The sequence below is a fragment of the Streptomyces sp. NPDC006296 genome (assembly GCF_040613235.1).
GTDB lineage: Bacteria > Actinomycetota > Actinomycetes > Streptomycetales > Streptomycetaceae > Streptomyces.
In genome coordinates, this window is record NZ_JBEXRT010000013.1 from 12,999 (window position 1) to 39,754 (window position 26,756).

Below are 26,756 nucleotides of genomic sequence, written 5' to 3' on the forward strand. Positions count from 1 at the left end.
TCGAGTGACAGGGGGAAACCGCGGTTGACGCTCGTGCGGTTTCGACCGCTTCCGTCCGGTTCAGCCGCGACGGGACAGCAGCAGGAGGGCGCGGTCGTCGTTGACGTCCTTCGCGCAGGCCTCGATCAGGTGCCAGGCCGCGCCCTCGAACCCCGTCGTGACATAGCGGTCGGCCTCGCCGGTCAGCCGGTCGATGCCCTCCGCGATGTCCCGGTCGGAGGCCTCGACCAGCCCGTCGGTGAAGAGCATCAGCACGTCCCCCGGTGCCAGCGAGCCCTTCACGGCGTCGAACTCCGCGCCGTCGTACACACCGAGCAGCGGGCCCTCGGCCGCCATCTCCTCCCAGCGGCCGCTGCCGGCGTGCAGTTGGAGCGCGGGGGGATGTCCCGCGGAGAGGAGTTCGTAGTCACCGGACTCCAGGTCCAGGACGAGGTGGATCGAGGTGGCGAACCCCTCGTCCCAGTCCTGGCGCAGCAGGTAGCCGTTGGCGGCGGGCAGGAAGCCGTGCGGCGGGAGGGAGCCGAGGAGGCCGCCGAAGGCCCCGGACAGGAGCAGGGCCCGGGAACCGGCGTCCATGCCCTTGCCGGAGACGTCGGTGAGGACGACCTCCAGGGTGCGGCCGCCGTGGGTGCGGGCGGCGACGACGAAGTCGCCGGAGAAGGACTGGCCGCCCGCGGGCCGCAGCGCCATCTCGCGGTGCCAGCCGTCGGGCAGCCGGGGCAGGGCGCTCTGGACCCGGATCCGCTCGCGCAGGTCGAAGAGCATCGTGCCGCCGCGTCGCCACGGCACCCCGACCCTGGCCCGGAACTGGGCGAGTACCAGCCCGAGGAAGCCGCAGGCCGCGACGACCAGCACGGTGCCGGGGGTGACGCGTGCGGGTCCGTCCGCGTAGGGGCCGAGAGCGAGGGACTCGACGATCAGGGCGGCGGCGGTGGCCGCGTAGAGACCCAGCAGGCTGGCGGGCCGCAGCAGGAGGCCGCCGGCCACGATCGGCAGGGTCAGGGCGGTCGGGGAGCACCAGACCGGGTTGATCAGGGTGGCGCAGGTGATCAGCGGGACGGTGAGCAGCAGACCGGCCAGGGCTATCCAGTCGGATCCGTCCCCGCGGAAGTAGTCGACACCGGACCGGCGCAGCGCGATGCGCGCCCGGTGCGCCGATCTGCGCCACCGGGCGGTGTAGGTCTCTGCTCCTCTGCGACGGGCCATTGTCGGGACCTTATCCACCCGGCGGCCTCCGGTGCAGGGGGACCCGGTGCCAATGTGTTCGAAACCCGGTCGCTCCGGGCCCCGCGGTCCTGATAAGCAGGGCGCATGAACACGGATCTGCGCGCGCTGTCGGCCACGGAACTGGACTCCTGGATGGGCTGCGTCGAGTGGACGTTCGGTGGCGTCCCGTTCTCCCCCGAGGACCGCGCGATGTACACCGGGCTGGCCGAGCCGCGCCGGGCGCTGGGGCACTGGGACGGTGCCGAGTGCGTGGGGACGGCGGGTGCGTACAGCCTCCGGCTGACCGTGCCCGGCGGGGCGGCGGTGCCGGCCGCCGGGGTCACGATGGTGAGCGTCGCCCCGACGCACCGCAGGCAGGGGCTGCTGACCGCGATGATGCGGCGGCAGCTGGACGACGTCCGCTCCTGGGGTGAGCCGCTCGCGGTGCTGATGGCCTCGGAGCCCGCCATCTACGGCCGGTTCGGCTACGGCGCGGCCACGGCGGAGACGCGCCTGCGCATCGACAGCTCCCGGGTCGGCCTCGCGCTGCCGAGCGGCACGGACGGGGTGCGGGTGCGCCGGTCGTCACCGCGGGAGGCGCTCGACGCCTGCGAGGAGGTGTACGCCCGGGTGGCACCGGGCCGCCCCGGCACCCTGGTGCGGCAGCCCGGCTGGGAGCGGGTGCCGGTGAACGACCCGGAGAGCGCCCGGGGCGGCGGCTCGCCGCTCCAGTGCGTGCTCGCGGAGCGGGACGGCGAGGTCACCGGGTACGTCACGTTCCACGTGCGGCCGGGCTGGGACGGCGCCGTGCCGGTGGGGACGGTCGCGGTGCGCGATCTCGCGGCGCTCGACCCCGCCTCGTACGCGGCCCTGTGGCGCTTCGTGTTCGGCATCGACCTGACCTCGGTCGTGGAGTGCGGCAACCGGCCCGTGGACGACGCGTTGCTCCGGCTGGTCTCGGACGTCCGGCGGTGCGACGTGCGGGTGCGGGACGGGCTGTACGTGCGGCTGGTCGAGCTGGGCGGGGCGCTGGGCGCCCGCTCCTACCGCGCCCCGGTGGACGTGGTGCTGGAGGTGGAGGACTCCTTCTGCCCGTGGAACGCCGGGCGGTGGCGTCTGACCGCCGACGCCGAGGGCGCGGCCTTCTGCCGGCGGACCGACGAGGAACCCGGACTGGCCCTGTCCGTGAAGGAGTTGGGGGCCGCCTATCTGGGCGGGGTCTCGCTGACGTCGCTGGCGGCGGCCGGGGCGGTGCGCGAGCTGCGGGACGGCGCGCTGGCCGAGGCGTCCCTGGCGTTCTCCTCGGACGCGCAGCCGTGGTGCCCGCACGGTTTCTGACCGCGCCCGCCGGCCCGAAGGGTCCGCCTTGCTGCCGTGCTGCCGTGCGCCGGCCGGGTCGGGCCGCTGCCGCGTCGCCGGTAGCAGGCTCGCTCTGCCGCGTCGCCGGGCGTCGGCTGCCTCAGGCGCGTGCCGCGTCGCCGGGCGGCCCGCTCAGGCGCGTGGCGTCGCCGGGCGCTGGCAGGCCGGGCACCAGAAGAGGTTGCGGGCCGCCAGTTCGGCGGTGCGGATCTCGGTGCCGCAGAGGTGGCAGGCCTGCAGGGCGCGGCGGTAGACGTACACCTCGCCCCCGTGGTCGTCGATCCGCGGAGGGCGGCCCATGGCCTCCGGCAGGTGCTCGGGGCGGACCGTGTCGATCCGGTTGTTCCGCACGCCCTCGCGCATCAGCACGCCGAGGTCGGCCCAGACCGCGTCCCACTCGCCCCGGGTGAGGTCCTTGCCGAGGCGGTACGGGTCGATGCCGTGCCGGAAGAGGACCTCGGCGCGGTAGACGTTCCCGACGCCCGCGACGACCTTCTGGTCCATCAGCAGGGCGGCGACGGTGACACGGCTGCGGGAGATGCGGCGCCAGGCGCGTTCGCCGTCCTCGTCGGTGCGCAGCGGGTCCGGGCCGAGCCGGTCGTGCACCGCGCGCTTCTCGGGGCCGGTGATCAGGGCGCAGGTGGTGGGGCCGCGCAGGTCGGCGTGGTGGGCCTCGTTGAGCAGCCGCAGCCGGACGGTGTCGGTGGGCGGCGGGGCGGGGACCGCGCCGAAGCCGAGCTTGCCGAAGAGGCCGAGGTGGATGTGGACCCAGGCCGCTCCCTCGAAGCCCAGGAAGAGGTGCTTGCCGTGGGCGTCGACACCGGTGAGGGTCCGCCCGTCCAGCAGGGCGGCACCGTCGGAGAACTTGCCCTGGGGGCTGCTGACCCGCACCGGGCGGCCCGCGAACCGCTCGTGGTGGTCGGCGGCGAGCCGGTGGATCGTATGCCCCTCGGGCACGGCGGTTCTCCTGGTGAAGCGCCCGTGCCGCCGGGCGGGGCCCGGCGGCACGGGGAAGCGGGCAGGGGCCGGTTCAGCCCTGCTGCGGGTGGTGGGCCGGGACCGGGGGGAGCTCGCCGGTGTTCTCGTACGCCGAGAGCATCTCGATGCGGCGGGTGTGGCGCTCCTCACCCGAGTACGGCGTGGCCAGGAAGATCTCGACGAACTTGGTGGACTCCTCCACCGTGTGCATCCGGCCGCCGATGGCCACCACGTTGGCGTCGTTGTGCTCACGGCCGAGCGCGGCGGTCTGCTCGCTCCAGGCGAGCGCGGCGCGGACGCCCTTGACCTTGTTCGCGGCGATCTGCTCGCCGTTGCCGGAGCCGCCGATGACGATGCCGAGGCTGTCCCCGTCGGCGGCCGTCCGCTCCGCGGCACGGAGGCAGAACGGCGGGTAGTCGTCCTGGGCGTCGTAGATGTGGGGGCCGCAGTCGACGGCCTCGTGGCCGTGGGCCGTGAGCCACTCGACGAGGTGGTTCTTCAGTTCGAAGCCGGCATGGTCGGAGCCGAGGTACACGCGCATGGTGCGAAGTGTGGCACGGACCGGGCGGGGTAATGGTCAGCGGGGTCGGGACCCATGGGGGTTTCCCGGGGGCCGTTCAGGTCCGGACCTGTGCGCCCTGCCACACGGGCAACGATCGGGTCAAGGACCGGATGAGGGGGTTCCGCTTGCTGTACCGATCGGGCTTGAATGCGTGGCCTTGCCTTCGCGTCACCCCAGCTGAGGCAAGTAATACGGACTTACATGATCAGGAAACGTAAGGATTCGATCCATGACGTCGCAGACGACTCTGGCCGGACCGGGCGAACAGCCCGGCGAGCCGGGTAAGCCCGGCTCGCCGGACGGGCTCCAGGCCGGTCTCAAGAACCGTCACCTCTCGATGATCGCCATCGGCGGCGTGATCGGCGCAGGCCTCTTCGTCGGTTCGGGTGCCGGCATAGCCGCCGCCGGGCCGGCCATTCTCCTGTCGTACGCGCTGGTCGGCCTGATGGTCGTCTTCGTCATGCGGATGCTCGGTGAGATGGCGGTCGCCCGGCCGAGCTCCGGTTCCTTCTCCGCCTACGCCGACCAGGCCCTGGGCCGCTGGGCCGGATTCTCCATCGGCTGGCTGTACTGGTTCTTCTGGGTCGTGGTGCTCGCCGTCGAGGCCACGGCGGGTGCCAAGATCCTGGAGAGCTGGGTGCCCGGCGTCCCGCAGTGGGCCTGGGCGCTGATCGTCATGGTGGTCCTGACGGCGACCAACCTGGTCTCCGTGGGCTCGTACGGCGAGTTCGAGTTCTGGTTCGCCGGGATCAAGGTCGTGGCGATCGGCGCCTTCGTCGTCGTCGGGCTGCTCGCCGTCTTCGGCGTCCTGCCGGGCACGGACCACGCGGGCTCGGGCCTCGCCCACCTCACGGACACCGGCGGATTCTTCCCGGAGGGGCCGGGCGCCATCCTCACGGGTGTGCTGATGGTCGTCTTCTCCTTCATGGGCAGCGAGATCGTGACGTTGGCGGCGGGTGAGTCCGAGGACCCGCGCCGCGCCGTCTCGAAGGCCACGAACAGCGTCATCTGGCGTATCGCCATCTTCTACCTGGGCTCGATCTTCGTCGTCCTCACCCTGCTGCCGTGGAACGACCCGTCGATCGTCGAGGACGGCTCGTACGTCGCCGCGCTGAACGTCATCGGGATCCCGCACGCCGGTCAGGTGATGGACGTCATCGTGCTGACGGCGGTGCTGTCCTGTCTCAACTCCGGCCTCTACACGGCCTCGCGCATGGCCTTCTCGCTCGGACAGCGCGGGGACGCGCCGAAGGCGTTCTCCACGGTCAACAAGCGGGGCGTGCCGCAGGCGGCGATCCTCTCGTCCGTCGTCTTCGGCTTCGTGGCCGTGTTCTTCAACTACCAGTGGCCCGACACGGTGTTCGCGTTCCTGCTGAACTCCTCCGGCGCGGTCGCGCTGTTCGTGTGGCTGGTGATCTGCTTCACCCAGCTGCGGATGCGCGGCATCATCCTGCGTGAGGCGCCCGAGAAGCTCGTCGTCCGGATGTGGCTCTTCCCGTACCTGACGTGGGCGACGATCGCGATGATCTCCTTCGTGCTCGTCTACATGCTGACCGACGACGCCGGACGCGAGCAGGTGCTGCTCTCCCTGCTGGTCGCCGCCCTGGTCGTGGTGGTCTCGCTGGTGCGGGAGGCCCGCAGCCGGAAGGCGGACGCCCCGGCCGAGTGACCGGGCGCCCGCCCGAGGGCGGGTGCGGAGTTCCCCCGGAGGCTCTCCCGCCACGCGCTTCCACGCGGCGGGAGAGCCTTCGTCGTGCACGGCCGCGGCCGGACTTCCGCGCCGCCGCGGCCGGCCGGAATCCCCAGGAGTTGGCGCCGGTCCGCCACGGCACCCGGCGCACGAGAGGCCCGCCGGTCGCGATGCGGCCGGCGGGCCTCTTCGGTGGTGTCCGCGGCGTCGGCGGCGACGCCCGGTGGTCGGGTGGTGTCACCTCGGGGCGCGGCGGTCCGCCGAGGTGGGCTCCTGCGTCAGCCGCGGCGTCCGGCCAGCTTCCAGGAGGCGGGCAGCGCGCCCATCGCCAGTGCGGCCTTGAGGGCGTCGCCGACGAGGAACGGCACGAGTCCGGCGGCGACGGCGGCGCTGACGGACATGCCGGTGGAGAGCGCCAGGTAGGGCACGCCGACCGCGTAGACGACGAGCGAGCCGACCGCCATGGTGCCCGCGGTGCGCAGGACGGACCGGTCACCGCCGCGGCGGGCGAGGCCGCCGACGACCGTGGCGGCGAGCAGCATGCCGAGGACGTAGCCGAAGGACGCGCCGCCCGGACCGGAGGTCCCCTCGGAGAACCACGGCACGCCGGCCATGCCGACGAGCGTGTACAGGGCGAGGGAGAGGAACCCGCGGCGGGCGCCGAGCGCGGTGCCGATGAGCAGCGCGGCGAAGGTCTGGCCGGTGACCGGGACCGGGGAGCCGGGGACGGGCACGGCGATCTGGGCCGCGATGCCGGTGAGCGCGGCGCCGCCGACGACCAGCGCCGTGTCCACGGCGTGGCGGTGCCGGGCTGCGGGCAGCAGGTCGGCGAGGACCGCTCCGGAACGGACGGGGGCGGCAGCAGTACTCATCGGGACTCCGCGGGTGAGGAGGGTGGGCAGGGACGGACTGAGGGTGACGTTAGCCGACGCGCCCTCGCTCCCTCACCATCAGCCGTCCACAAAGCGGCGGTTGAGGGGTTAGTGGGGTTCACACAAAGAGCGCTGCGCAATCGTTCCCCGGCGTGATGCTGGTCACGGAGGCAGGGGTGTGTGCGGCCCTCCGTTCGGCAGGGGGCAGCACCTCGTGAGACTGTAGGTTCCCCATAAATGATCCGAGAGTGATCCGCAGCTCATGCACGACGCGCCCGCCACCCGTCCCTCCGCTCCCCCCGAGCCCCTGGCCCACGGCCTGAAGCAGCGCCATCTGACGATGCTCGGTCTGGGCGGGGTGATCGGCGCGGGCCTCTTCGTCGGTTCGGGCGCCGGGATCGCGGTCGCCGGTCCCGCCGTCGTCGTGTCGTACCTGATCGCGGGCGCGCTCGCGATGCTGGTGATGCGGATGCTCGGCGAGATGTCGGCGGCGATGCCCGCGTCCGGTTCCTTCTCGGTCCACGCGGAGCGGGCGCTGGGCCGCTGGGCCGGTTTCAGTGTGGGCTGGCTCTACTGGTTCCTGCTGGTGGTGGTCCTCGCGGTGGAGGCGACGGCCGCCGCACAGATCGCCCACGGCTGGCTGCCCGCGGTGGATCAGCGGCTCTGGGTGCTGCTGTTCATGACCGTGTTCACGGTGGCCAACCTGACGGCGGTGAAGAACTTCGGCGAGTTCGAGTTCTGGTTCGCCGCGCTCAAGGTGGCGGCGATCGTGCTCTTCCTGGTGCTCGGGCTGCTGGCCGTCCTCGGCGTCCTGCCCGACACCCGTCCGGTGGGGCTGACGAACCTGACCGGCCGGGGCGGTTTCCTGCCCCACGGCTGGGGCGGTGTGGTCTCCGGTGTGCTCACCGTGGTCTTCGCCTTCGGCGGCCTCGAGGTCGTGACGATCGCGGCGGCGGAGACCGACGACCCGGCGCGCGCCGTGGGCCGGGCGGTGCGCAGCGCGGTGGTGCGCATCCTCTTCTTCTACGTCGGTTCGATGCTGGTGATCGTGACCGTGCTGCCGTGGACCGCGCAGCGGGCCGGGCTCAGCCCGTACGTGAAGGTGCTGGACTCGATCGGGGTGCCGTCGGCGGGGCAGATCATGAACATCGTCGTGTTCGTGGCCCTGCTCTCGGCCCTCAACGCCAATCTGTACGGCTCGTCCCGGATGGTCTTCTCGCTGGCCGAGCGCGGGGAGGCGCCGCGGGGGCTGCTGAAGGTGTCCGGAGGGCGGGCCGGCGGGGGCGGGGTGCCGCGCCGGGCGGTGCTGGCCTCGGTAGCCTTCGGGTTCGTCTCGGTCCTGCTCGATCTCCGGTGGCCCGACACCGTGTTCCTGTACATGCTGAACTCGGTCGGGGCGGTCCTGCTGTTCGTCTGGGGGCTGATCGCCGCCTCCCAGCTGCGGCTGCGGCGCCGGCTGGAGCGCGGGGCGGCGGGCGCCCTGCCGCTGCGGATGTGGTGCTTCCCGTATCTGACCTGGGTGACCCTGGCCGGTCTGCTGGCCGTGCTGCTGCTGATGCTCACCGACGACGCGGCCCGTCCGCAGGTGCTGTGGTCGGCGGGCGCCACGGGTCTCGTCGTGCTCGTCGCGGTCGTACGGGAGCTGCGCTCGGAGCAGTAGGCGCGTGCGCACCTTGTGTGAGCCTGGTGACCGTATAGCGGACGTCCGTTCCCCCTGGACGGGGCTCGTGGCCAGACTGTGGCCGACCCCTGTCCCGACCAGTGAACAGAGCCCGTCCATGTCCCGGACCTCCGCGCCGCCCCCCAAGGACGCCACCGCCCCCGCCGCCGACTCCGCACTCACCCACGGGCTCAAGCAGCGCCACCTGTCGATGATCGCCCTGGGCGGGGTGATCGGAGCCGGGCTCTTCGTCGGCTCGGGTGCGGGCATCGCCGCGGCCGGCCCGTCGATCGTCGTGGCGTACGGAGTCTCCGGGCTGCTGGTGATGTTCGTGATGCGGATGCTCGGCGAGATGTCGGCGGCCAACCCGGCCTCCGGCTCCTTCTCCGTCCACGCGGAGCGGGCCATCGGCCCCTGGGCGGGCTTCACCGCCGGGTGGTCGTTCTGGGTGCTGCTCTGCGTCGCGGTCGGGCTGGAGGGCATCGGCGCCGCGCAGATCGTCACCGGCTGGCTGCCCGGCACGCCGGAGTGGGTGTGGGTCGCCCTGTTCATGGTGATCTTCCTCGGCACCAATCTCGCCGCCGTGAAGAACTTCGGCGAGTTCGAGTTCTGGTTCGCCGCGCTCAAGGTCATCGCGATCAGCCTGTTCCTGGTGCTGGGCCTCCTCGCGATCCTGGGCGTGCTGCCCGGCACGGACTCCCCCGGCACCTCGAACCTCACCGGGGACGGCGGCTTCCTGCCGAACGGCTCCGAGGGGCTCATCATCGGCCTGCTCGCGTCCGTGTTCGCGTACGGCGGCCTGGAGACCGTCACCATCGCGGCGGCCGAGTCCGAGAACCCGGTGCGGGGTGTCGCCAAGGCGGTGCGTACGGCGATGTGGCGCATCGCGGTCTTCTACATCGGCTCGATGGCGGTCATCGTGACCCTGGTGCCCTGGGACGCCCCGCAGGTCGTCGAGGTCGGCCCGTTCTACGCGATGCTGGACCACCTGGGCATCGGCGGCGCCGCGGAGATCATGAACGTGGTCATCCTCGTCGCCCTGCTCTCCGCGATGAACGCCAACATCTACGGTTCCTCGCGCATGGCCTGCTCCCTCGTCGCCCGCGGCCAGGGCCCGAAGGTCCTCGGCCGGATCTCCTCCGGCGTCCCGCGCAACGCGGTGCTCGCCTCCTCGGTGTTCGGCTTCCTGTGCGTGCTGCTCAGCTACTGGCGGCCCGACGACGTCTTCCCGTGGCTGCTCAACATGATCGGCGCGGTGATCCTGGTCGTCTGGGTCTTCATCGCCGTCTCGCAGCTGATCCTGCGCAAGCGGACCGAGCGGGAGACCCCGGAGCGCCTGGTCGTCCGGATGTGGCTGTTCCCCGTGCTGACGATCGTGGCGCTGGTGGCCATGGCCGGCATCTTCGTCCTGATGCTGTGGCAGCCCGACACGCGGGACCAGCTGCTGGCGACCGGGGCGCTGACCGCCGTGCTGATCGCGATCGGCGCCGTGCGGCAGAGGCGCGCCGGGCGCGAGGCACCGGCCGGCGACTGAGCGCGGGCGCCCGCCGCGGACCCGCCGGCCTGGACGGCCCTCCCGGTCAGCGGGTCCGCGGCGCGAGCGCGACCGAGTGAACGGGCCCGAGTGAACGGGCCCGAGTGAGCGGGCCCGTCAGCCGAGGGCGATCTCCAACCGCGGCAGCTCCCGGCCCGGTACGGAGCCCGACGGAACCGAGCCGGTACGCCGCGCGCCCATCGCCCGGTAGAACGCCTCGGCGTGCGGGTCGGCGTCGACGGTCAGCCGCACGAAGCCGCACCGGCGCGCCGCGCCCACGGTGTGCGCGTACAGGAGCCGGCCCACGCCCCGGCCGATGACGTCCGGCTCGACGAACATCATGGCCAGCGCCCCTTCGGGCGGGTCTCCCGCCAGGGTGGTGAAGCCCAGGACGCGGCCGTCCTCCTCCGCGACCGCCGTGCGTCCGTCCGCCAGGTCCCCGCGGGTGAGCGTCAGTTCGGCACGGCAGGCCGCGAGGAAGGCCTCGTCGTACCCCCAGTGCGCCTTGGACCGCAGGGCCAGTTCGGTCAGCGCCCCGGCCTCCTCGGACCGTCCCGGCCGTATCCGCACGCCCTGCACCTTCCGTCGCCCGCCACGAGGACTGTACCGGGGGCGAGTTCCCGCACCTCCGTCACTTCTTCCTGCTAACCTGCAATTGCGAAAGACTTGCAACAACGTCCAGGTAGCAGTTGGAGGGTTCGACCCCATGGCCACGTACACGCTCCCGGAACTCCCGTACGACTACGCGGCGCTCGAACCGGTCATCGACCCGCAGATCATCGAGCTCCACCACGACAAGCACCACGCGGCGTACGTCAAGGGGGCGAACGACACCCTGGAACAGCTGGAGGAGGCCCGCGCCACGGGGGCCTGGGGCGCGGTCAACGGCCTGCAGAAGAACCTCGCGTTCCACCTCTCCGGCCACATCCTGCACTCGATCTACTGGCACAACATGAGCGGCGACGGCGGCGGCGAGCCCCTCGCGGCGGACGGCGTCGGCGACCTGGCGGACGCGATCGCCGAGTCCTTCGGCTCGTTCGCCGGCTTCACCGCGCAGCTCACGAAGGCCGCGGCGACCACCCAGGGGTCCGGCTGGGGCGTCCTCGCGTACGAGCCGGTCAGCGGCAGGCTGATCGTCGAGCAGGTCTACGACCACCAGGGCAACGTCGGCCAGGGATCGGTCCCGATCCTGGTCTTCGACGCCTGGGAGCACGCCTTCTACCTGCAGTACAAGAACCAGAAGGTGGACTTCATCGAGGCGATGTGGCGCCTCGTCGACTGGCAGGACGTGGCCAGGCGCTACCGCGCCGCCACGGAGCGCGCGGACGTGCTGCTCCTGGCCCCCTGACGGACCCGGTACGTCCTGCCTCGTGATCGTCTTCTCAACCTTCACCGGGCAGGCGGATGGACGGAGGACCCCCGCGAGGACAGGACTCGCGGGGGTCCTCCCGTCGCTTCCCCCACGGGCGCGGGCGCGCTCGGATCCGGAACACGGAGCCGATGAACTCGGCGAGCAGCCGCTCCTCGAGCGCCCCGGGCAGCACCGGGGTCGGCAGGACCCGCGGGCTCCGCGGGGCGGTCCGCCCCGCGGGCCGCCGTCCTGCCCTCCGCCGCGGCCGGTGGGAGACTGGCGGCATGACGGACACCGGACGGCGGACCGACCGTGAGCTGGAACGGGCCGTCCTCGACCTGCTCGACCGGCGCGGGCCGGGGGCGTCGATCTGCCCCTCGGACGCGGCGCGGGCGGTGTACACCGGGGACGACGACGGCTGGCGGGCGCTCATGGAGCCGGTCCGCCGCGCGGCCCGGCGGCTCGTCGAGGCGGGCGAGGTGGAGATCACCCAGGGCGGCCGGCCCGTCGACATGGCGGAGGCCCGTGGTCCGGTCCGTGTCCGCCGCGCCCGCGGGTCCGGCTGACCCCCCGGACCGCCGGGGGTGCGGGCCCGGGTCCCGGGAGCCCGCACCGGCCGGAGCGGGTCAGTCGAAGACGGGGCCCTGCGTGCGGGTCCGCTTGATCTCGTAGAAGCCGGGGATCGACGCGACCAGCAGCGTGCCGTCCCAGAGCCGCGCGGCCTCCTCGCCCTTGGGGGCGGGGGTGACGACCGGGCCGAAGAAGGCGATCTGCTCGCCGTCGGCGCCGGGCACGGCGATGACCGGGGTGCCGACGTCCTGGCCGACCTTGTCGATGCCCTCCTGGTGGGAGGCGCGCAGCTGCTCGTCGTACGCGTCGGAGTCGGCGAAGTCCAGCAGCTCGGCCGGCAGGCCGACGTCCGCCAGCGCACCGGCGATCGCCTCGCGGGTGGGGCCCTCGCCGTTGTTGTGGATGCGGGTGCCGAGGGCCGTGTACAGCGGGCCGACGACCTCGTCCCCGTGCTTCTCCCTGGCGGCGACGACGACCCGGACGGGCGCCCAGGCCTTGGTGCGCATCATGTCCTGGTACTCCTCGGGCAGCTCGTCGAGCCGGGGCTCGTTGAGCACGGCCAGGCTCATCACGTGCCAGCGCACCTCCACGTCACGGACCTTCTCCACCTCCAGCATCCAGCGGGAGGTCATCCAGGCCCAGGGGCAGAGCGGGTCGAACCAGAAATCGGCCGGGACCCTGCCGCCGGACGTGCTGTTCTCGGGCATGTCTCTCCTCGTGGGATCGGTCTGGCACCTGACTGCCGGAACACCACCGGACCCTCCCGCCATTCCCGTGCACCGGCCCCGACCGCCGCGTGGGAGGATCAAAGGTCTTCGAATGAGACACAAGAGAACAAAGGAGTGCTCCGTGCCCGGTGAGAACCTGTCCCGCGACGAGGCCCGCGCGAGGGCCGAGCTGCTGACCGTCGACGGTTACGAGGTCGCCCTCGACCTCCGTTCGGCCGTCGGCGGGCCCGACGGGGGCGACGAGGCCGGTCCGCGCACCTTCCGCTCGCGGACCACGATCCGCTTCCGCGCCGCCCGGGCCGGCGCCTCGACCTTCGCCGACCTGCTGGCCCCGTCCGTGGCCGCGGTGACGCTGAACGGCCGCGACCTGGACCCCGGCACGGTCTTCGACGGCGCCCGGATCACCCTGGAGGACCTCGCCGCGGGTGAGAACGTCCTGGTGGTCGACGCCCGGTGCGCCTACAGCCGGACCGGCGAGGGCATGCACCGCTTCGTCGACCCGGAGGACGGCGAGGTCTACCTCTACACGCAGTACGAGCCGGCCGACGCGCGGCGCGTCTTCGCCAACTTCGAGCAGCCCGACCTCAAGGCGCCCTACCGCTTCGAGGTGACGGCGCCCGAGGGATGGCGGGTGTGGAGCAACGGCGTCGAGGAGCCGCAGGAGGACGGGGTCCACCGGTTCGCGGAGACGCTGCCCATCTCGACGTACATCACCGCGGTCGTCGCGGGCCCGTACCACTACGTGAGCGATCTCTACACGCGGACGTCGGACGAGGGCACGAAGCTGGAGATCCCGCTCGGCGCGATGTGCCGCAAGGGGCTCGCGCGCCACTTCGACGCGGAGGACGTCTTCCTCGTCACCAAGCAGGGCCTGGACTTCTTCCACGACCACTTCGACTTCCCGTACCCCTTCGGGAAGTACGACCAGGCGTTCGTGCCGGAGTACAACCTCGGCGCGATGGAGAACCCGGGCCTGGTCACCTTCCGCGAGGAGTACATCTACCGCGGCAAGGTCACCTCGGCGTCGTACGAGCGCCGTGCCAACGTGATCCTGCACGAGATGGCGCACATGTGGTTCGGCGACCTGGTCACCATGCAGTGGTGGGACGACCTGTGGCTGAAGGAGTCCTTCGCCGACTTCATGGGGACGTTCTCGATGGTGGAGGCGACCCGCTTCACCGACGGCTGGATCACCTTCGCCAACAACCGCAAGGCGTGGGCGTACCGTGCCGACCAGCTGCCGTCCACGCACCCGGTCACCGCGGACATCCGTGACCTGGAGGACGCCAAGCTGAACTTCGACGGCATCACGTACGCGAAGGGCGCCTCGGTGCTCAAGCAGCTCGTGGCGTACGTGGGCCGGGAGGCGTTCCTGGAGGGCGCGCGCCGCTACTTCAAGCGGCACGCCTACGGCAACACGCGGCTGGGCGACCTCCTGTCGGTCCTGGCCGAGACGTCGGGCCGCGACATGACGGCCTGGTCGCACGCGTGGCTGGAGACGGCGGGGGTCAACGTGCTGACCCCGGTCGTGGCGTACGACGCCGAGGGGCGGATCGCGGAGCTCGCCGTGGTCCAGGAGGCCGCGGGCTCCCGTCCGGAGCTGCGTCCGCACCGGGTCGCGGTCGGCCTGTACCGGCTGTCCCCGGAGGGCGGGCTGGTCCGGTTCGCCCGGGCCGAGACCGATGTGGCCGGGGAGCGGACCGTGGTCGCGGAGCTCGCCGGGGCGGAGCGGCCCGACCTGGTCCTGGTCAACGACGACGACCTGACCTTCTGCAAGATCCGCTTCGACGAGGGGTCGCTGGCCACCCTGCGCAAGCACCTCGGTGACCTCACCGACCCGCTGGCCCGGGCGCTGTGCTGGTCCGCGCTGTGGAACCTGACGCGGGACGCCCTGCTGCCGGCCCGGGAGTTCGTGTCCCTGGTGCTGGCGTTCGCCGGGCGCGAGTCGGACATCGGCGTCCTGCAGATGCTGCACGTCTGGGCGCGGTCGGCCCTGGTGCACTACGCGGCGCCGGCCTGGCGCGAGGAGGGCGGCGCGGCGCTGGCCGAGGGCGCGCTGGCGGAGCTGCGGCGTGCGGAGCCGGGCAGTCAGCACCAGCTGACGTGGGCCCGGTTCTTCGCCTCGGTCGCGGCCTCGGACGCCGACTTCCGGTTGCTGGACGGGCTGCTCGACGGTTCCGCCGTGATCGACGGCCTGGAGGTCGACCAGGAGCTGCGGTGGGCGTTCCTGTCACCGCTGGCCTCGCACGGCAGGGCCGACGAGGCCGTCCTGGACGCCGAACTGGCCCGGGACGACACGGCGTCGGGCAAGCGGCACCACGTGCGGTGTCTGGCGTCCCGCCCCTCGGCTGCCGTCAAGGCGCAGGCGTGGGCGGCGGTCGTGGAGTCGGACAAGCTGTCCAACGCGCTCGCCGGGGCGACGATCGCCGGGTTCGAGCAGCCCGCGCAGCGGGAGCTGCTGGCGCCGTACACGGCCTCGTACTTCGAGGCGATCGAGCGGGTGTGGGCGGAGCGCTCCATCCAGACCGGCATGGACGTGGTCAAGGGGCTGTTCCCCGGGCTGCAGGACGACCCCGCGACGCTGTCGGCGACGGACGCGTGGCTGACCTCCCACCCGGACGCGGCACCGGCGCTCCGGCGGCTGGTCCTGGAGGCGCGGGACGATCTGGCACGGGCGCTGCGGGGACAGGAGTGTGACGCGGCGGCATGACCGTACGGCGCGCGCCCCCCGCGCACGCGGGGGGATCGCGCGCCGTGCAATCCCTGCCGTGACCGCCCTTTTCGACGTTCGAACTGCTGCCCTTCAGTGCGGCGCTGTCCTGGAATGTCGACGGGCTTGTAACACGGGCTATCGCACGGCGGGGCTGCGGGAACCTCCCCGGCATGACCCAGAACACCCCGCTGTCCCCGCGCCCCGTCCACGAAACGATCTGCCGTGTGCAGTCCGCGGCGCAGCTGCGCGCCCGCGGTGTGAGCGCCGCGCACACCGCCGCCCAGTGCCGGCCCGGCGGACCGTGGCAGCAGCTGCTCCCCGGCGTGTACCTGCTGCACCGGGGTGCACCCACGGACGACGACCGGATGCGCGGTGCCCTGCTGTACGCCGGGCGGCCCCCGGCCGGCGCCCTGCGGGCCGTGCCCGCCCGGCAGGAGCCCGGCTACGGCGAGGCGATGGTCACCGGCCTGGCGGCCCTGGCCCTGTACGGCTTCCCGTCCGCGCCGCCCGTGATCGCCCTGCACCGGATCGACGTCCTGGTGCCGCGCACCAGGCGGCTGCGCTCCACCCGCTTCGTCCAGGTGACCCGGGCCGCCGTGCTGCCCCGGCCGCTGCGCCGGCGCGGGGTGCCGGTGGCGCCGGTGGAGCGGGCCCTGGCCGATGCGGTGGCCTCGCTCACGGACGCCCCGACGGTGCGCCGGATCCTGACGGAGGCGGTGCGGGGCGGGTACGGCGAACCCGGTGCGGTCGTACGGGAGCTGGACGCGGCGGGGCTGCTGGGCCGTGCGCACGTGGTGGAGGCCGTCGACGCGCTGCTGGTCGAGGGGCGGGCGGTGGCGGAGGGGCGGCTGTACGGGGTGGTGCGCGCCCACGGTCTGCCGGAGCCGCTCTGGAACGTGGAACTCTCCCTGCCCGGCGGCGGCTTCCTGGGCGGGGTGGACGCCTACTGGCCGGACCAGGCGGTCGCGCTGGAGATCGGCACCCGCTCGCCCCGCGAGGAGCAGGTCGTGTTCGCCGCGGAGCGGGAACACCTGGAGCGACTCGGCGTGACGGTGGTGCGGGTGGCGCCGCGGCAGCTGCGGGAGGCCCCCGAGCAGCTGTCGGTGGTGCTGCGCACGGCGATGATGGCGGCCGAGGACCGCGAACCGGCCGCATATGTAGTGGTCCTGCCACGCTGAGTGGCGCAATGGCACCGGTGGCGGATCTACGCCATGTGCCTTTTCGACCTCCGTCAACTCTCCACAAAACCCTGTCTTCTACGAAAGGCTGAGCGGTCATCGGGTACCGAATTCCGGACTCTCTCTTTCGTTCACACCACAGGGACGCTGATGACCAAGGAATCCCCCGGCTCCATACCCGGGGCGAGACGCGCGGCACGCATCGCGGCCGCAGCCGGCCTGGCGGCCGCACTGGCCGCCTCCGGCGCGGCCCCGGCCTTCGCGGCCGACGACCCGGCCGCCTCCCCGGTGAAGCCCGCCGCCGCGAGCGCGAAGGGCGACAAGCTGGGCGAGGCCGACGCCGCCGTGCTGGCGAAGGCCGAGGCCAAGGGCGAGAAGAACATCACGATGATGGTCGCCACCACCCCGGGTGCGACCGAGAAGGTCGCCGAACAGCTGGACGCCGTCAAGGGGTCCGTGCTGGGGCGGACGTACGACAAGCTCGGCTACGTCCGGGCCACCGTGCCGACCGCGACGGCCGAGGCCACCATCAAGGCGGCGCAGAAGCTGTCCTCCGTCCAGGGCATCGATCTCAAGCAGGAGATCAAGCTGGACGACCCGACGCCCGCGGGCGACCGGGCGGCCGGGGCGAAGCAGCCGAAGGCGACCGGAAGCTACCCGGCGCCGGGCAAGAACACCCCCGCGAAGAACCCGTACAACCCGTCCTTCGAGACGGGTGCGGTCGACTTCGTGAAGCAGCACCCGAAGGCCGACGGCCGCGGGATCACCATCGGCGTCCTGGACTCCGGTGTCGACCTCGGCCACCCCGCGCTGCAGAAGACCACCACCGGCGAGCGCAAGATCGTCGACTGGGTGACGGCGACCGACCCGGTCAGCGACGGTGACGGCACCTGGCTGCGGATGACGACCTCCGTGACCGGTCCGACGTTCACCGCCGGCGGCCGCACCTACTCGGCACCGGCCGGGTCCTACAAGATCCAGCTGTTCGCCGAGGCCGCCACCCGCGGCGGCGACATGGCCGGGGACCTGAACCGGGACGGCGACACCACCGACGTCTGGGCCGTGCTCTACGACCCGGTCGCCGGCACGGTCCGCGTCGACCTGGACAACGACGCGGACTTCCGCAACGACGCCGTGCTGAAGCCGTACAAGGAGAAGCACCAGGTCGGCTACTTCGGCACGGACGACCCGGCGACGCAGATCGTCGAGCGCATCCCGTTCGTCGTCGAGACCCGCAAGGACGTCGTCTACAACGCGGCCGGCGCGAAGGCCGACTACGTCAACATCGGTGTCATCGAGAGCGAGCACGGCACCCACGTCGCCGGCATCACCGCGGCCAACGGCCTGTTCGGCGGCAAGATGAACGGCGCGGCGCCCGGCGCCAAGGTCGTCTCCTCGCGCGCCTGCACCTGGTCCGGCGGCTGCACCAACATCGCGCTGACCGAGGGCATGATCGACCTCGTCGTCAACCGCGGCGTCGACGTCGTCAACATGTCGATCGGCGGCCTGCCGCCGCTCAACGACGGCAACAACGCGCGCGCCGAGCTCTACAAGCGGCTCATCGACATCTACGGCGTCCAGCTGGTCATCTCGGCCGGCAACGAGGGCCCGGGGCTCAACACCATCGGTGACCCCGGTCTCGCCGACCACGTCATCTCGGTGGGTGCGTCGATCTCCAAGGAGACCTGGGCCGCCAACTACGGCTCCCACGTCACCAAGAAGTACGACATGCTGCCCTTCTCCTCGCGCGGTCCGCGTGAGGACGGCGGCTTCACGCCGACGCTGACGGCTCCGGGCGCGTCGATCAACACCACGCAGACCTGGTTCCCGGGCGGTCCGGTCAAGGAGGCCGGCTACTCGCTCCCGGCCGGCTACTCCATGCTGCAGGGCACCTCGATGTCCTCGCCGCAGGCCGCCGGTGCGACGGCGCTGCTGCTGTCCGCCGCGAAGCAGAAGCACATCGAGCTGCCCCCGGCCGACCTGCGGACCGCGCTGACCAGCACGGCCACGCACATCGACGGTGTGCCCGCGCACGCGCAGGGCTCGGGTCTCATCAACATCGTCGGCGCCTGGAAGCAGATCGCGAAGCAGGGCACCCCGGCGCACGAGTACTCGGTGAAGGCCCCGGTCGACACCGCGATCGACTTCGCGCTGAAGGACCCGGGCTTCGGCACCGGCCTGTACGACCGCGAGGGCGGCCTGAAGGCCGGCCAGAAGAAGTCGTACGACGTGACCGTGACCCGCACCACGGGCCCGGACCGCGCCGTGAAGCACAAGCTGTCCTGGAAGAACAACGACGGCACCTTCTCGCTGACCGGTTCGAGCACCCTCTCGCTGCCGCTCGGCACGCCGGTGACCGTCAAGGTGCAGGCCAAGCCGCGCTCCGCGGGCGTCCACAGCGCGATCCTGCGGGTGGACGACGCAAAGACCAGCGGTGTGGACCAGCAGATCCTGGCCACGGTGGTCGTCGCCCAGGACCTGGCGAAGCCGGGGTACGCGTTCTCGACGACCGGCTCGGTGCAGCGCAACGGCACCACGTCGTACTTCGTGAACGTGCCGGAGGGCGCGGAGACCCTGGAGGTCGCGCTGAGCGCCCTGCGCTCGGGCAGCCAGACCCGGTTCATCTCCATCCACCCGTACGGGGTCTCGGTGGAGGACAGCTCCACGATCTACTGCTACCCGAACTACGAGAACCCGGCCAACACCTGCCGCCCGGACACGCGCTCGTACAAGGCGCCGCAGCCCGGCGTCTGGGAGATCGAGGTCGAGTCCCGCCGTACGTCGCCGCTGCTGGACAACCCGTACAAGCTGGACGTCTCGCTGCTCGGCGCCTCCTTCGACCCGGCGGTGCGGACCATCGACGAGGCGAAGATCGGCACCCCCGCCGCGGTGGACTGGACCGTCACCAACAACGCGGGCGACCTGAAGGGCTCCCTGAAGGGCGGCTCGCTGGGGTCGGCCGACGTCGAGCGTCCGTCGATCTCCACCGGCGGCGAGTACACCAGGACGATCACCATCGGTGAGGGCGTCGAGAAGCTGGACGTCGCCATCGGCAACACGTCCGACGCCAACGCCGACATCGACCTGTACGTGTACCGGGGCGACACCGAGGTCGGCGCGTCCACCACGGCGGGCTCCGAGGAGTCCGTCAGCCTGGTGAACCCGGCGGCCGGCACGTACACCGTCGTCGTCGACGGCTACTCGGTCCCGGCCGGGACCACGGAGTACGACTACCGGGACGTGTACTACGCGTCCTCGCTCGGTGAGATCACGGTCGACGAGTCGAAGGCCGTGAACCTGGCCAACGGCGAGTCCGCCCGGGTCGGCGCCGAGGTCGTGGTCGCCGGAGCGGCTCCCGAGGGCCGCCAGTTCTTCGGCGAGGTGCAGCTGGTGAACGCCCGCGGCACCGCGGCGGGCACCGGCAGCGTCGTGATCGAGAAGGTCGCGCCGTAGTCTCCGCAGCGGTGTGATCCGCACGACACCGCACGACGGTGGGGCGGGAGCTCTCCAGGGCTCCCGCCCCACCGCTTTCTGCGGAGCCCGTCCGCCTGCCGGACAATGGATTGGACAAGGGAGCCGGGGACATACGCATCATGGACCGGCAATCGTGCCCGTTCGCATCCGTGAGGGAGTCCCAGTGAAGGTCGGAATCGTCGGCGCCACCGGTCAGGTCGGCACAGTCATGCGCAGCATCCTGGCCGAGCGGAAGTTCCCCGTCGCCGAACTGCGGCTCTTCGCCTCCGCGCGCTCCGCCGGCTCCACCCTGGCCTACGAAGGCACGGACATCACCGTCGAGGACGCCTCCACCGCGGACTACACCGGTCTGGACATCGTGCTGTTCTCCGCGGGCGGGGCCACCTCGAAGGCGCTGGCCGAGAAGGTCGCCTCGCAGGGCGCCGTGGTGATCGACAACTCCTCCGCATGGCGCAAGGACCCCGAGGTTCCGCTGGTCGTCTCCGAGGTCAACGCGCACGCGATCGCGCACCGCCCCAAGGGCATCATCGCCAACCCGAACTGCACCACGATGGCCGCCATGCCCGTGCTGCGCCCGCTGCACGACGAGGCGCAGCTCGACGCGCTGACCGTGGCCACCTACCAGGCGGTGTCGGGTTCCGGGGTCGCCGGTGTCGCGGAGCTGCACGGCCAGGCGTCCCGGGTCGTCGCCGACGCGGACCGGCTGACGCACGACGGCGGCGCGGTCGACTTCCCCGAGCCGGCCGTCTACAAGCGCCCGATCGCCTTCAACGTGCTGCCCCTCGCCGGTTCGATCGTCGACGACGGTTCCTTCGAGACGGACGAGGAGCAGAAGCTCCGCAACGAGTCCCGCAAGATCCTGGAGATCCCGGAGCTCAAGGTGTCCGGCACCTGTGTGCGGGTCCCGGTCTTCTCCGGCCACTCCCTCCAGATCAACGCCCGCTTCGCCCGTCCGATCAGCGTCGAGCGCGCCCACGAGCTGCTCGAGGGCGCCGAGGGCGTCGAGCTATCCGAGATCCCGACCCCGCTCCAGGCGGCCGGCCAGGACGCCTCGTACGTGGGCCGTATCCGCGTCGACGAGACCGTCGAGCACGGCCTCGCGCTGTTCGTCTCCAACGACAACCTGCGCAAGGGCGCCGCGCTGAACGCGGTCCAGATCGCGGAGCTGGTGGCGGCGGAGCTCCAGGGCTGACACCCCCGGCACCTCGTGGAAGGGCGGTCCCCGGCGCCGGGGGCCGCCCTTTCCCGTACCCGGAGGGGGCGGCGGCGCGGGGCCCGCGGACGCCCGGACCGGCCCGGCGGAAAACGGACATCGCGCGGCGCCCGCCCCACGTGGAAGGATGACCAAAAACGTCGCATATCAAGGAGATGACCGCGTGCCTGGCACGAATCTGACCCGCGAAGAGGCACAGGAGCGGGCGCGCCTGCTGACCGTGGACGCGTACGAGATCGATCTCGACCTCTCCGGCGCGCAGGAGGGCGGCACCTACCGGTCCGTCACCACCGTGCGCTTCGACTCCGCCGAGGCCGGTGCGGAGACCTTCATCGACCTGGTCGCCCCGGCCGTGCACGACGTCGTGCTGAACGGCAAGGACCTGGACGTCGCCGCCGTCTTCCGGGACTCCCGGATCGCGCTGGCGCACCTGAAGGCCGGTGCCAACGAGCTCACGGTCGTCGCCGACTGCTCGTACACGAACACCGGCGAGGGCCTGCACCGCTTCGTCGACCCGGTCGACGAGCAGGCCTACCTCTACACCCAGTTCGAGGTCCCGGACGCCCGCCGGGTGTTCGCCAGCTTCGAGCAGCCCGACCTGAAGGCGACCTTCCGGTTCACCGTGAAGGCCCCGGCCGGCTGGACCGTGATCTCCAACTCGCCGACGCCCGAGCCGAAGGACGACGTCTGGTCCTTCGCGCCGACGCCGCGCATCTCCACCTACATCACCGCGCTGATCGCCGGCCCGTACCACTCGGTGCACAGCAGCTACGAGCGGGACGGCCGGTCGGTCCCGCTGGGCATCTACTGCCGCCCGTCGCTCGCCGAGCACCTCGACGCCGAGGACATCTTCGCGGTCACCCGGCAGGGCTTCGACTGGTTCCAGGAGAAGTTCGACTACGCCTACCCCTTCGCCAAGTACGACCAGCTCTTCGTCCCGGAGTTCAACGCGGGGGCGATGGAGAACGCCGGCGCGGTCACCATCCGCGACCAGTACGTGTTCCGCTCGAAGGTCACGGACGCGGCCTACGAGACGCGCGCCGAGACCATCCTCCACGAGCTCGCCCACATGTGGTTCGGCGACCTGGTCACCATGGAGTGGTGGAACGACCTCTGGCTGAACGAGTCGTTCGCGACGTACACCTCCATCGCCTGCCAGGCGGACGCGGAGGGGTCGAAGTGGCCGCACTCCTGGACGACGTTCGCCAACTCCATGAAGACCTGGGCGTACCGGCAGGACCAGCTGCCGTCGACGCACCCGATCATGGCGGACATCCAGGACCTCGACGACGTCCTGGTCAACTTCGACGGGATCACGTACGCGAAGGGCGCCTCGGTCCTGAAGCAGCTCGTGGCGTACGTCGGCAAGGACGCCTTCTTCCAGGGCGTGCAGGCGTACTTCAAGGCGCACGCCTTCGGGAACACCCGGCTGTCGGACCTGCTGGGCGCGCTGGAGGAGACCTCGGGCCGCGATCTGAGGACCTGGTCCAAGGCGTGGCTGGAGACGGCCGGCATCAACATCCTGCGCCCGGAGATCGAGACCGACGCGGACGGGCACGTGACCTCGTTCACGGTGCTGCAGGAGGCGCCCGCGCTCCCGGCCGGCGCCAAGGGCGAACCCACCCTGCGCCCGCACCGGATCGCGATCGGCTGCTACGACCTCGACGCCGCGGGCAAGCTGGTCCGCACGGACCGGATCGAGCTGGACGTCGAGGGCGAGCGCACCACCGTGCCGTTCCCCGCGGGCACGGCGCGTCCGGCGGTCGTCCTGCTCAACGACGACGACCTGTCGTACGCGAAGGTCCGTCTCGACGAGGAGTCGCTGCGGATCGTCACGGAGCACCTGGGTGACTTCACGGAGTCCCTGCCGCGCGCCCTGAGCTGGGCGTCGGCCTGGGACATGACGCGCGACGGCGAGCTGGCGACGCGCGACTACCTGGCGCTGGTCCTCTCCGGGATCGGCAAGGAGTCCGACATCGGCGTGGTGCAGTCGCTGCACCGCCAGGTGAAGCTGGCCCTCGACCTCTACGCGGCCCCGGAGTGGCGCGAGGCGGGTCTGAACCAGTGGACCGAGGCGACGCTGGCGCATCTGCGCGCGGCCGAGCCGGCCGGGGACCATCAGCTGGCCTGGGCCCGTGCCTTCGCCGCGACGGCGCGCAGCCCGCTGCACCTGGACGTCCTGCAGTCGCTGCTCGACGGCACCCAGGAGATCGAGGGCCTGGCCGTCGACACCGAGCTGCGCTGGGCGTTCGTGCAGCGGCTGGCGGCGACGGGTCTCCTGGACGAGGAGGAGATCGCCGCGGAGTACGAGCGCGACCGGACGGCCGCGGGCGAGCGCCACGCGGCGTCGGCGCGTGCGGCCCGGCCCTCCGAGGAGGCGAAGGCCGAGGCGTGGGCGTCGGTCGTCGAGTCGGACAAGCTGCCGAACTCGCTCCAGGAGTCGGTCATCACCGGTTTCGTGCAGACGGACCAGCGTGAGCTGCTGGCTCCGTACACGGAGCGGTTCTTCACGGCGGTCAAGGACGTCTGGGACGCGCGCAGCCACGAGATGGCCCAGCAGATCGCGGTCGGCCTGTACCCGTCGCTCCAGGTCTCGCAGGAGACCCTGGACGCCACGGACGCCTGGCTGGAGTCGGTGCGGCCGAGCGCGGCGCTCCGCCGTCTGATGTCGGAGTCCCGTTCCGGTGTGGAGCGTGCGCTGAAGGCCCAGGCGGCCGACGCGGCCGCTGCGTCCGCGTAGCGGTCCCGGCAGCACGGTGAGGGGGCGCTCCCGTCGGGGCGCCCCCTCATCATGACGGGAAACCGGGGTACCCGTGGCATCCGGGGCGGTGCCCGTGCCGCTCCACGGTGCCGAGGGGCGGACGATGGCGGAACACGAGCAGGACGCGGGAGGCGGGCGTGGACGCCGCCGGGTGAGGGCGGTGCTGCACGCGGTCCTCGTCGCCGCGACGGCCGCGGCCGCGGGGGCGGCCTTCGCGCGGAGCGGCAGCCCCCTCCCGCTGGTGGTCGGCGGGCTGCTGCTCGTCGTGCTCGGGACGGCGTGGGGTCTGCGGGCGAACCGCACCCTGGCCCGCAGCGCGGGGGTGTCCCCCGGGAGCCTGCGGGCACTCGGCCGGCGCATCCGGCGCGAGGAGGTCCCCGACGACCCGCGGGAGCGGGCGGCGATGGGCCGGGTCCTGAACCGTCAGCGGAGGTCCGTGGAGCGGGTCGTCCGCCTCCTGTGGGTCTGCCGGCTGCTCGCCGTCTGCCTCGGGCTGAGTGCCCTGGTGCAGTTCCTGGACGGGCGCGTCCTGACCGGTGCGATCACGCTGGCGGGCTGCGCCCTCCAGTGCGGCGTCCCGGCACTCACCCGTCGCTCCTCGGCGAGGATCGGCCGCATGGAGGCCAGGCTGGGGCAGCCGCACGCCGGGACGTGACCGGGGGCGCGGCGAGCGTCTCCGGACCCCGGCGCGGGTGGAAACCGTCCGGCGGGCGGGCGCGGGTGCGCAGCCGCCCGCCGGACGGGGGCCTCAGGCGCCGGACTCCCGGTGGCGGCGGGCCAGTTCGGCCGCGCCCGGCTCCGTCAGCGAGCCGTGCAGGCGCATCCGGGCCACCCCGCCGTCGGGGTAGGCGTCCAGCCGTACGTGGGTGACCACGGCCTCGGCGTCCAGCACGAAGCGGTGGAGGGTGTCCGGCTGGAGCCGGGTGCGGGGCAGGATCTCGAACCAGTCGCCCGTGCCGTCGCGGCCGTGGAGGCCGATCCAGCCGGCCGCGTTGCCCTTGAGGCAGGCGGTGTCGATCTCGACCGCGCGCACCGCGCCCTGGGCGGGCAGGCGGAAGCGGACCCAGTCGTTCGTGTCGCGGACCCGGCGGCGGCGGTTCTCCCAGCCCTCGTCCATCGTGCGGGAGGTTCCGGGCAGGATGATCTGGGCCGGCGAGGAGTAGAAGCGGTCCGAGGCGTCCTCGTACGTCCCGCCGTTGAGGATCGAGATCAGGTCGACCGTGCCCAGCGCGGCGAGCCAGGCCGGGTCGGGGACGACCTCGCCGTGGACGCGCAGGCGGGCGATCCCGCCGTCGGGGTGCTGGCAGATCCGCAGGTGCGTGTAGCGGCGGCCGCCGGTGACCGCGAAGCCGTTGGCGGCGTGGCCGCGCACGGGGGTGGGCGGGACGAGCTCCTCCCACGTCACGTCGTCGGCGAGGAGCTCCGCGGGGCCGGGGGCGCCTTCCACGGCCGCCGCCTGGACGGAGACACGCTGCGGGTAGTTGCCGCGGAAGTGGGCGGTGTCGACGACGACGCCGCGGACGATCCCGGGGGCGCCCAGCCGGACGATCGCCCAGTCGTGGTCCTCCGGGGCCGGGAAGGGGTGCTCCGCGTCCGCGCCGCGGCGGCGGCGGGTCTCCCAGCCGTCCATGATCTTGCCCTTGTGGCCGAAGCGCTCAGGGTCGAACACGGCGGGCTCGCGGACCAGGAGGTTCTCCCGCTCGGCGAAGAACTCGTCGTTCGCCGCGACCACCCCCGCGCCGAGGCGGCGGTCCGCGAGGTCGACCAGCCCGGTGAAGGGGAAGTCGCCCGCACGGTAGTCGGCGTAGGGGTCACCCCCGCCGTAGGGGGCGGCGTCGTTGGCGTGCGGGTCGTCGGAACCGGACTCCGGCTGGATCGTGTCGGTGGGCATGCGGCTACTCTGCCGCCGCACCGACGATCAGGTCCATCGAAAGTTTTCGCAGGATCCTTTCAATCCTGCTTAACATTCAGGCCGGGTCCGGCCGCCACCTCCTGGAGCGCGGCCAGCACCCGGGCCACCGCGGGACCCTGCTCGGCGCCCTGCCGTACGGCCGCCAGCACATGGCGGTACGGCCGGTCCGCCTCCAGGACCCGCATCACCACCCCGTCGTACGGGCGGTCGGAGGCGGAGACCGTCCGGGGGACCAGCGCGACGCCCATGGACGCCCGCACCATGGCGAGGATCGCCGTCCAGCCGGCCGCGCTGTGGGCCTGCTCGGGCACGAAGCCCGCCGCCTCGCACGCGGCGGTGGTGATCTGCGACCAGGGACCGGACCCGCCGAAGATCCAGGGCTCCTGGGAGAGGTCCGCCAGCCGCAGACCGGGGACGCCGGCGAGGCGGTGCCCGGCGGGCAGCGCCACGTCCAGCGGGTCCGCGAGGAGCGGCAGCAGGGTGAAGCGGGGGTCCCGGGCCGTCGGGGAGTGCGCCGCCAGGGAGAGCGCCACGTCCACCTCGCCGGCCGACAGCAGCTCGAAGGCCTGGGCCGCCTCCGCCTCCCGCACGCGCACCTGGGGCCCGGGGCGTTCCCCGGCCGCCAGCAGCCGCACCGCGGGGACGACCAGGGCGGGCACGGCGGTCGAGAAGGCGCCGACGCGCACCTGGCCCGCCTCGCCCCTGAGATAGCCGGTGAGCTCGGCGTCGGCCCGCTCCAGCTGGGCGAAGACCGCCTCGGCGTGCCGCAGTACGAGGTGCGCGGCGTCGGTGAGGCGCACCCGGCGCCCCTGCGCCTCCAGCAGCCGCACCCCGAGCTGGCCGGCGAGGTTGGTGAGCTGCTGCGAGACCGCCGACGGCGTCATGCGCAGGGCCTCGGCGGTGGCGGTGACGGTGCCCCGGTCGCGCAGGGTGCGCAGGATGCGGAGCTTCTTCACGTCCCACTCGGTCATGCCCGCAACCTACCCGGGTCCGGA

Annotated in this window: 20 protein-coding genes; 12 read left to right on the plus strand and 8 right to left on the minus strand. The window is 72.4% G+C overall.

The genetic code is table 11. The features are described 5' to 3' along the window. Nucleotides 1-60: 60 nt before the first annotated feature. Nucleotides 61-1,206, minus strand: coding sequence for a PP2C family protein-serine/threonine phosphatase (locus ABZ172_RS11670; RefSeq protein ID WP_356882770.1), 1,146 nt, complete (start codon nt 1,204-1,206; stop codon nt 61-63). 105 nt (nt 1,207-1,311) lie between these two features. Between ABZ172_RS11670 and ABZ172_RS11675 the strand changes: the two genes are divergently transcribed. Next, nucleotides 1,312-2,544, plus strand: coding sequence for a GNAT family N-acetyltransferase (locus ABZ172_RS11675; RefSeq protein WP_356882772.1), 1,233 nt, complete (start codon nt 1,312-1,314; stop codon nt 2,542-2,544). A gap of 153 nt (nt 2,545-2,697) precedes the next feature. On the opposite strand, the gene ABZ172_RS11680 is transcribed toward ABZ172_RS11675, so the two are convergent. Both ABZ172_RS11680 and ABZ172_RS11685 read right to left on the minus strand, forming a co-directional pair. Beyond that, nucleotides 2,698-3,522: a DNA-formamidopyrimidine glycosylase family protein gene (locus tag ABZ172_RS11680; protein WP_356882774.1), complete on the minus strand. Its 825-nt coding sequence runs from the start codon at nt 3,520-3,522 to the stop codon at nt 2,698-2,700. A 73-nt stretch (nt 3,523-3,595) separates the two neighbouring features. Then, nucleotides 3,596-4,084 (minus strand): ribose-5-phosphate isomerase, encoded by a 489-nt coding sequence (locus ABZ172_RS11685; RefSeq protein ID WP_356882776.1) that lies wholly within the window; start codon nt 4,082-4,084, stop codon nt 3,596-3,598. A gap of 250 nt (nt 4,085-4,334) precedes the next feature. Here ABZ172_RS11685 and ABZ172_RS11690 point away from each other — a divergent pair, with 250 nt between their 5' ends. Continuing rightward, the gene (locus tag ABZ172_RS11690; RefSeq protein WP_356882778.1) at nt 4,335-5,774 is read left to right on the plus strand and encodes an amino acid permease; all 1,440 of its coding nucleotides are present in this window, start codon (nt 4,335-4,337) and stop codon (nt 5,772-5,774) included. 299 nt (nt 5,775-6,073) lie between these two features. On the opposite strand, the gene ABZ172_RS11695 is transcribed toward ABZ172_RS11690, so the two are convergent. Beyond that, on the minus strand, nt 6,074-6,667 hold the full coding sequence (locus tag ABZ172_RS11695) for a biotin transporter BioY (protein WP_356882780.1): 594 nt from the start codon (nt 6,665-6,667) through the stop codon (nt 6,074-6,076). Between the two features lie 262 nt (nt 6,668-6,929). Here ABZ172_RS11695 and ABZ172_RS11700 point away from each other — a divergent pair, with 262 nt between their 5' ends. After that, nucleotides 6,930-8,327 carry an amino acid permease gene (locus ABZ172_RS11700; protein WP_356882782.1) on the plus strand — a complete coding sequence of 466 codons (1,398 nt, stop codon included), beginning with the start codon at nt 6,930-6,932 and terminating at the stop codon, nt 8,325-8,327. Nucleotides 8,328-8,445: 118 nt separating this feature from the next. Further along, nucleotides 8,446-9,861 carry an amino acid permease gene (locus ABZ172_RS11705; RefSeq protein WP_356882784.1) on the plus strand — a complete coding sequence of 472 codons (1,416 nt, stop codon included), beginning with the start codon at nt 8,446-8,448 and terminating at the stop codon, nt 9,859-9,861. Between the two features lie 117 nt (nt 9,862-9,978). On the opposite strand, the gene ABZ172_RS11710 is transcribed toward ABZ172_RS11705, so the two are convergent. After that, a complete protein-coding gene (locus tag ABZ172_RS11710) occupies nt 9,979-10,431 on the minus strand; it encodes a GNAT family N-acetyltransferase (RefSeq protein ID WP_356882786.1) in 453 nt (150 codons plus the stop codon). Nucleotides 10,432-10,567: 136 nt separating this feature from the next. Between ABZ172_RS11710 and ABZ172_RS11715 the strand changes: the two genes are divergently transcribed. Continuing rightward, on the plus strand, nt 10,568-11,209 hold the full coding sequence (locus ABZ172_RS11715; RefSeq protein WP_356882788.1) for a superoxide dismutase: 642 nt from the start codon (nt 10,568-10,570) through the stop codon (nt 11,207-11,209). A 287-nt stretch (nt 11,210-11,496) separates the two neighbouring features. Continuing rightward, entirely contained in the window at nt 11,497-11,778 is a 282-nt protein-coding gene (locus ABZ172_RS11720; protein WP_356882790.1) for a DUF3253 domain-containing protein, read from the plus strand. 60 nt (nt 11,779-11,838) lie between these two features. Here the strand turns inward: ABZ172_RS11720 and ABZ172_RS11725 are convergent, their stop codons facing one another. Further along, nucleotides 11,839-12,489, minus strand: coding sequence for a DsbA family protein (locus tag ABZ172_RS11725; protein ID WP_356882792.1), 651 nt, complete (start codon nt 12,487-12,489; stop codon nt 11,839-11,841). A 142-nt stretch (nt 12,490-12,631) separates the two neighbouring features. Here ABZ172_RS11725 and pepN (ABZ172_RS11730) point away from each other — a divergent pair, with 142 nt between their 5' ends. The 6 genes from pepN (ABZ172_RS11730) to ABZ172_RS11755 all read left to right on the plus strand — a co-directional run bounded on the left by pepN (ABZ172_RS11730) (nt 12,632) and on the right by ABZ172_RS11755 (nt 24,504). After that, the gene (gene pepN / locus ABZ172_RS11730; RefSeq protein ID WP_356882795.1) at nt 12,632-15,220 is read left to right on the plus strand and encodes an aminopeptidase N; all 2,589 of its coding nucleotides are present in this window, start codon (nt 12,632-12,634) and stop codon (nt 15,218-15,220) included. Between the two features lie 173 nt (nt 15,221-15,393). After that, the gene (locus tag ABZ172_RS11735; protein WP_356882797.1) at nt 15,394-16,401 is read left to right on the plus strand and encodes a hypothetical protein; all 1,008 of its coding nucleotides are present in this window, start codon (nt 15,394-15,396) and stop codon (nt 16,399-16,401) included. A gap of 150 nt (nt 16,402-16,551) precedes the next feature. After that, nucleotides 16,552-19,854: a S8 family serine peptidase gene (locus ABZ172_RS11740; RefSeq protein ID WP_356882799.1), complete on the plus strand. Its 3,303-nt coding sequence runs from the start codon at nt 16,552-16,554 to the stop codon at nt 19,852-19,854. 184 nt (nt 19,855-20,038) lie between these two features. After that, nucleotides 20,039-21,067: an aspartate-semialdehyde dehydrogenase gene (locus ABZ172_RS11745; RefSeq protein WP_356882801.1), complete on the plus strand. Its 1,029-nt coding sequence runs from the start codon at nt 20,039-20,041 to the stop codon at nt 21,065-21,067. Between the two features lie 184 nt (nt 21,068-21,251). Beyond that, nucleotides 21,252-23,828, plus strand: a complete 2,577-nt coding sequence (gene pepN, locus ABZ172_RS11750) for an aminopeptidase N (protein WP_356882803.1) — start codon at nt 21,252-21,254, stop codon at nt 23,826-23,828. Nucleotides 23,829-23,952: 124 nt separating this feature from the next. Continuing rightward, the gene (locus ABZ172_RS11755) at nt 23,953-24,504 is read left to right on the plus strand and encodes a hypothetical protein (RefSeq protein ID WP_356882805.1); all 552 of its coding nucleotides are present in this window, start codon (nt 23,953-23,955) and stop codon (nt 24,502-24,504) included. 93 nt (nt 24,505-24,597) lie between these two features. On the opposite strand, the gene alc is transcribed toward ABZ172_RS11755, so the two are convergent. Continuing rightward, on the minus strand, nt 24,598-25,740 hold the full coding sequence (alc, locus tag ABZ172_RS11760) for an allantoicase (protein ID WP_356882807.1): 1,143 nt from the start codon (nt 25,738-25,740) through the stop codon (nt 24,598-24,600). 59 nt (nt 25,741-25,799) lie between these two features. Then, a complete protein-coding gene (locus tag ABZ172_RS11765; RefSeq protein WP_356882809.1) occupies nt 25,800-26,732 on the minus strand; it encodes a LysR substrate-binding domain-containing protein in 933 nt (310 codons plus the stop codon). Nucleotides 26,733-26,756: the final 24 nt, after the last annotated feature.

Coding starts and splice junctions, on each gene's coding strand:
- ABZ172_RS11695 (WP_356882780.1), bottom strand. CDS start 6,667: ATGAGTACTGCTGCCGCCCCCGTCCGTTCCGGAGCGGTCCTCGCCGAC.
- ABZ172_RS11675 (WP_356882772.1), top strand. CDS start 1,312: ATGAACACGGATCTGCGCGCGCTGTCGGCCACGGAACTGGACTCCTGG.
- ABZ172_RS11725 (WP_356882792.1), bottom strand. CDS start 12,489: ATGCCCGAGAACAGCACGTCCGGCGGCAGGGTCCCGGCCGATTTCTGG.
- ABZ172_RS11720 (WP_356882790.1), top strand. CDS start 11,497: ATGACGGACACCGGACGGCGGACCGACCGTGAGCTGGAACGGGCCGTC.
- ABZ172_RS11755 (WP_356882805.1), top strand. CDS start 23,953: ATGGCGGAACACGAGCAGGACGCGGGAGGCGGGCGTGGACGCCGCCGG.
- alc (WP_356882807.1), bottom strand. CDS start 25,740: ATGCCCACCGACACGATCCAGCCGGAGTCCGGTTCCGACGACCCGCAC.
- ABZ172_RS11705 (WP_356882784.1), top strand. CDS start 8,446: ATGTCCCGGACCTCCGCGCCGCCCCCCAAGGACGCCACCGCCCCCGCC.
- ABZ172_RS11740 (WP_356882799.1), top strand. CDS start 16,552: ATGACCAAGGAATCCCCCGGCTCCATACCCGGGGCGAGACGCGCGGCA.
- ABZ172_RS11685 (WP_356882776.1), bottom strand. CDS start 4,084: ATGCGCGTGTACCTCGGCTCCGACCATGCCGGCTTCGAACTGAAGAAC.
- ABZ172_RS11670 (WP_356882770.1), bottom strand. CDS start 1,206: ATGGCCCGTCGCAGAGGAGCAGAGACCTACACCGCCCGGTGGCGCAGA.
- ABZ172_RS11715 (WP_356882788.1), top strand. CDS start 10,568: ATGGCCACGTACACGCTCCCGGAACTCCCGTACGACTACGCGGCGCTC.
- ABZ172_RS11735 (WP_356882797.1), top strand. CDS start 15,394: ATGACCCAGAACACCCCGCTGTCCCCGCGCCCCGTCCACGAAACGATC.
- ABZ172_RS11765 (WP_356882809.1), bottom strand. CDS start 26,732: ATGACCGAGTGGGACGTGAAGAAGCTCCGCATCCTGCGCACCCTGCGC.
- ABZ172_RS11690 (WP_356882778.1), top strand. CDS start 4,335: ATGACGTCGCAGACGACTCTGGCCGGACCGGGCGAACAGCCCGGCGAG.
- ABZ172_RS11700 (WP_356882782.1), top strand. CDS start 6,930: ATGCACGACGCGCCCGCCACCCGTCCCTCCGCTCCCCCCGAGCCCCTG.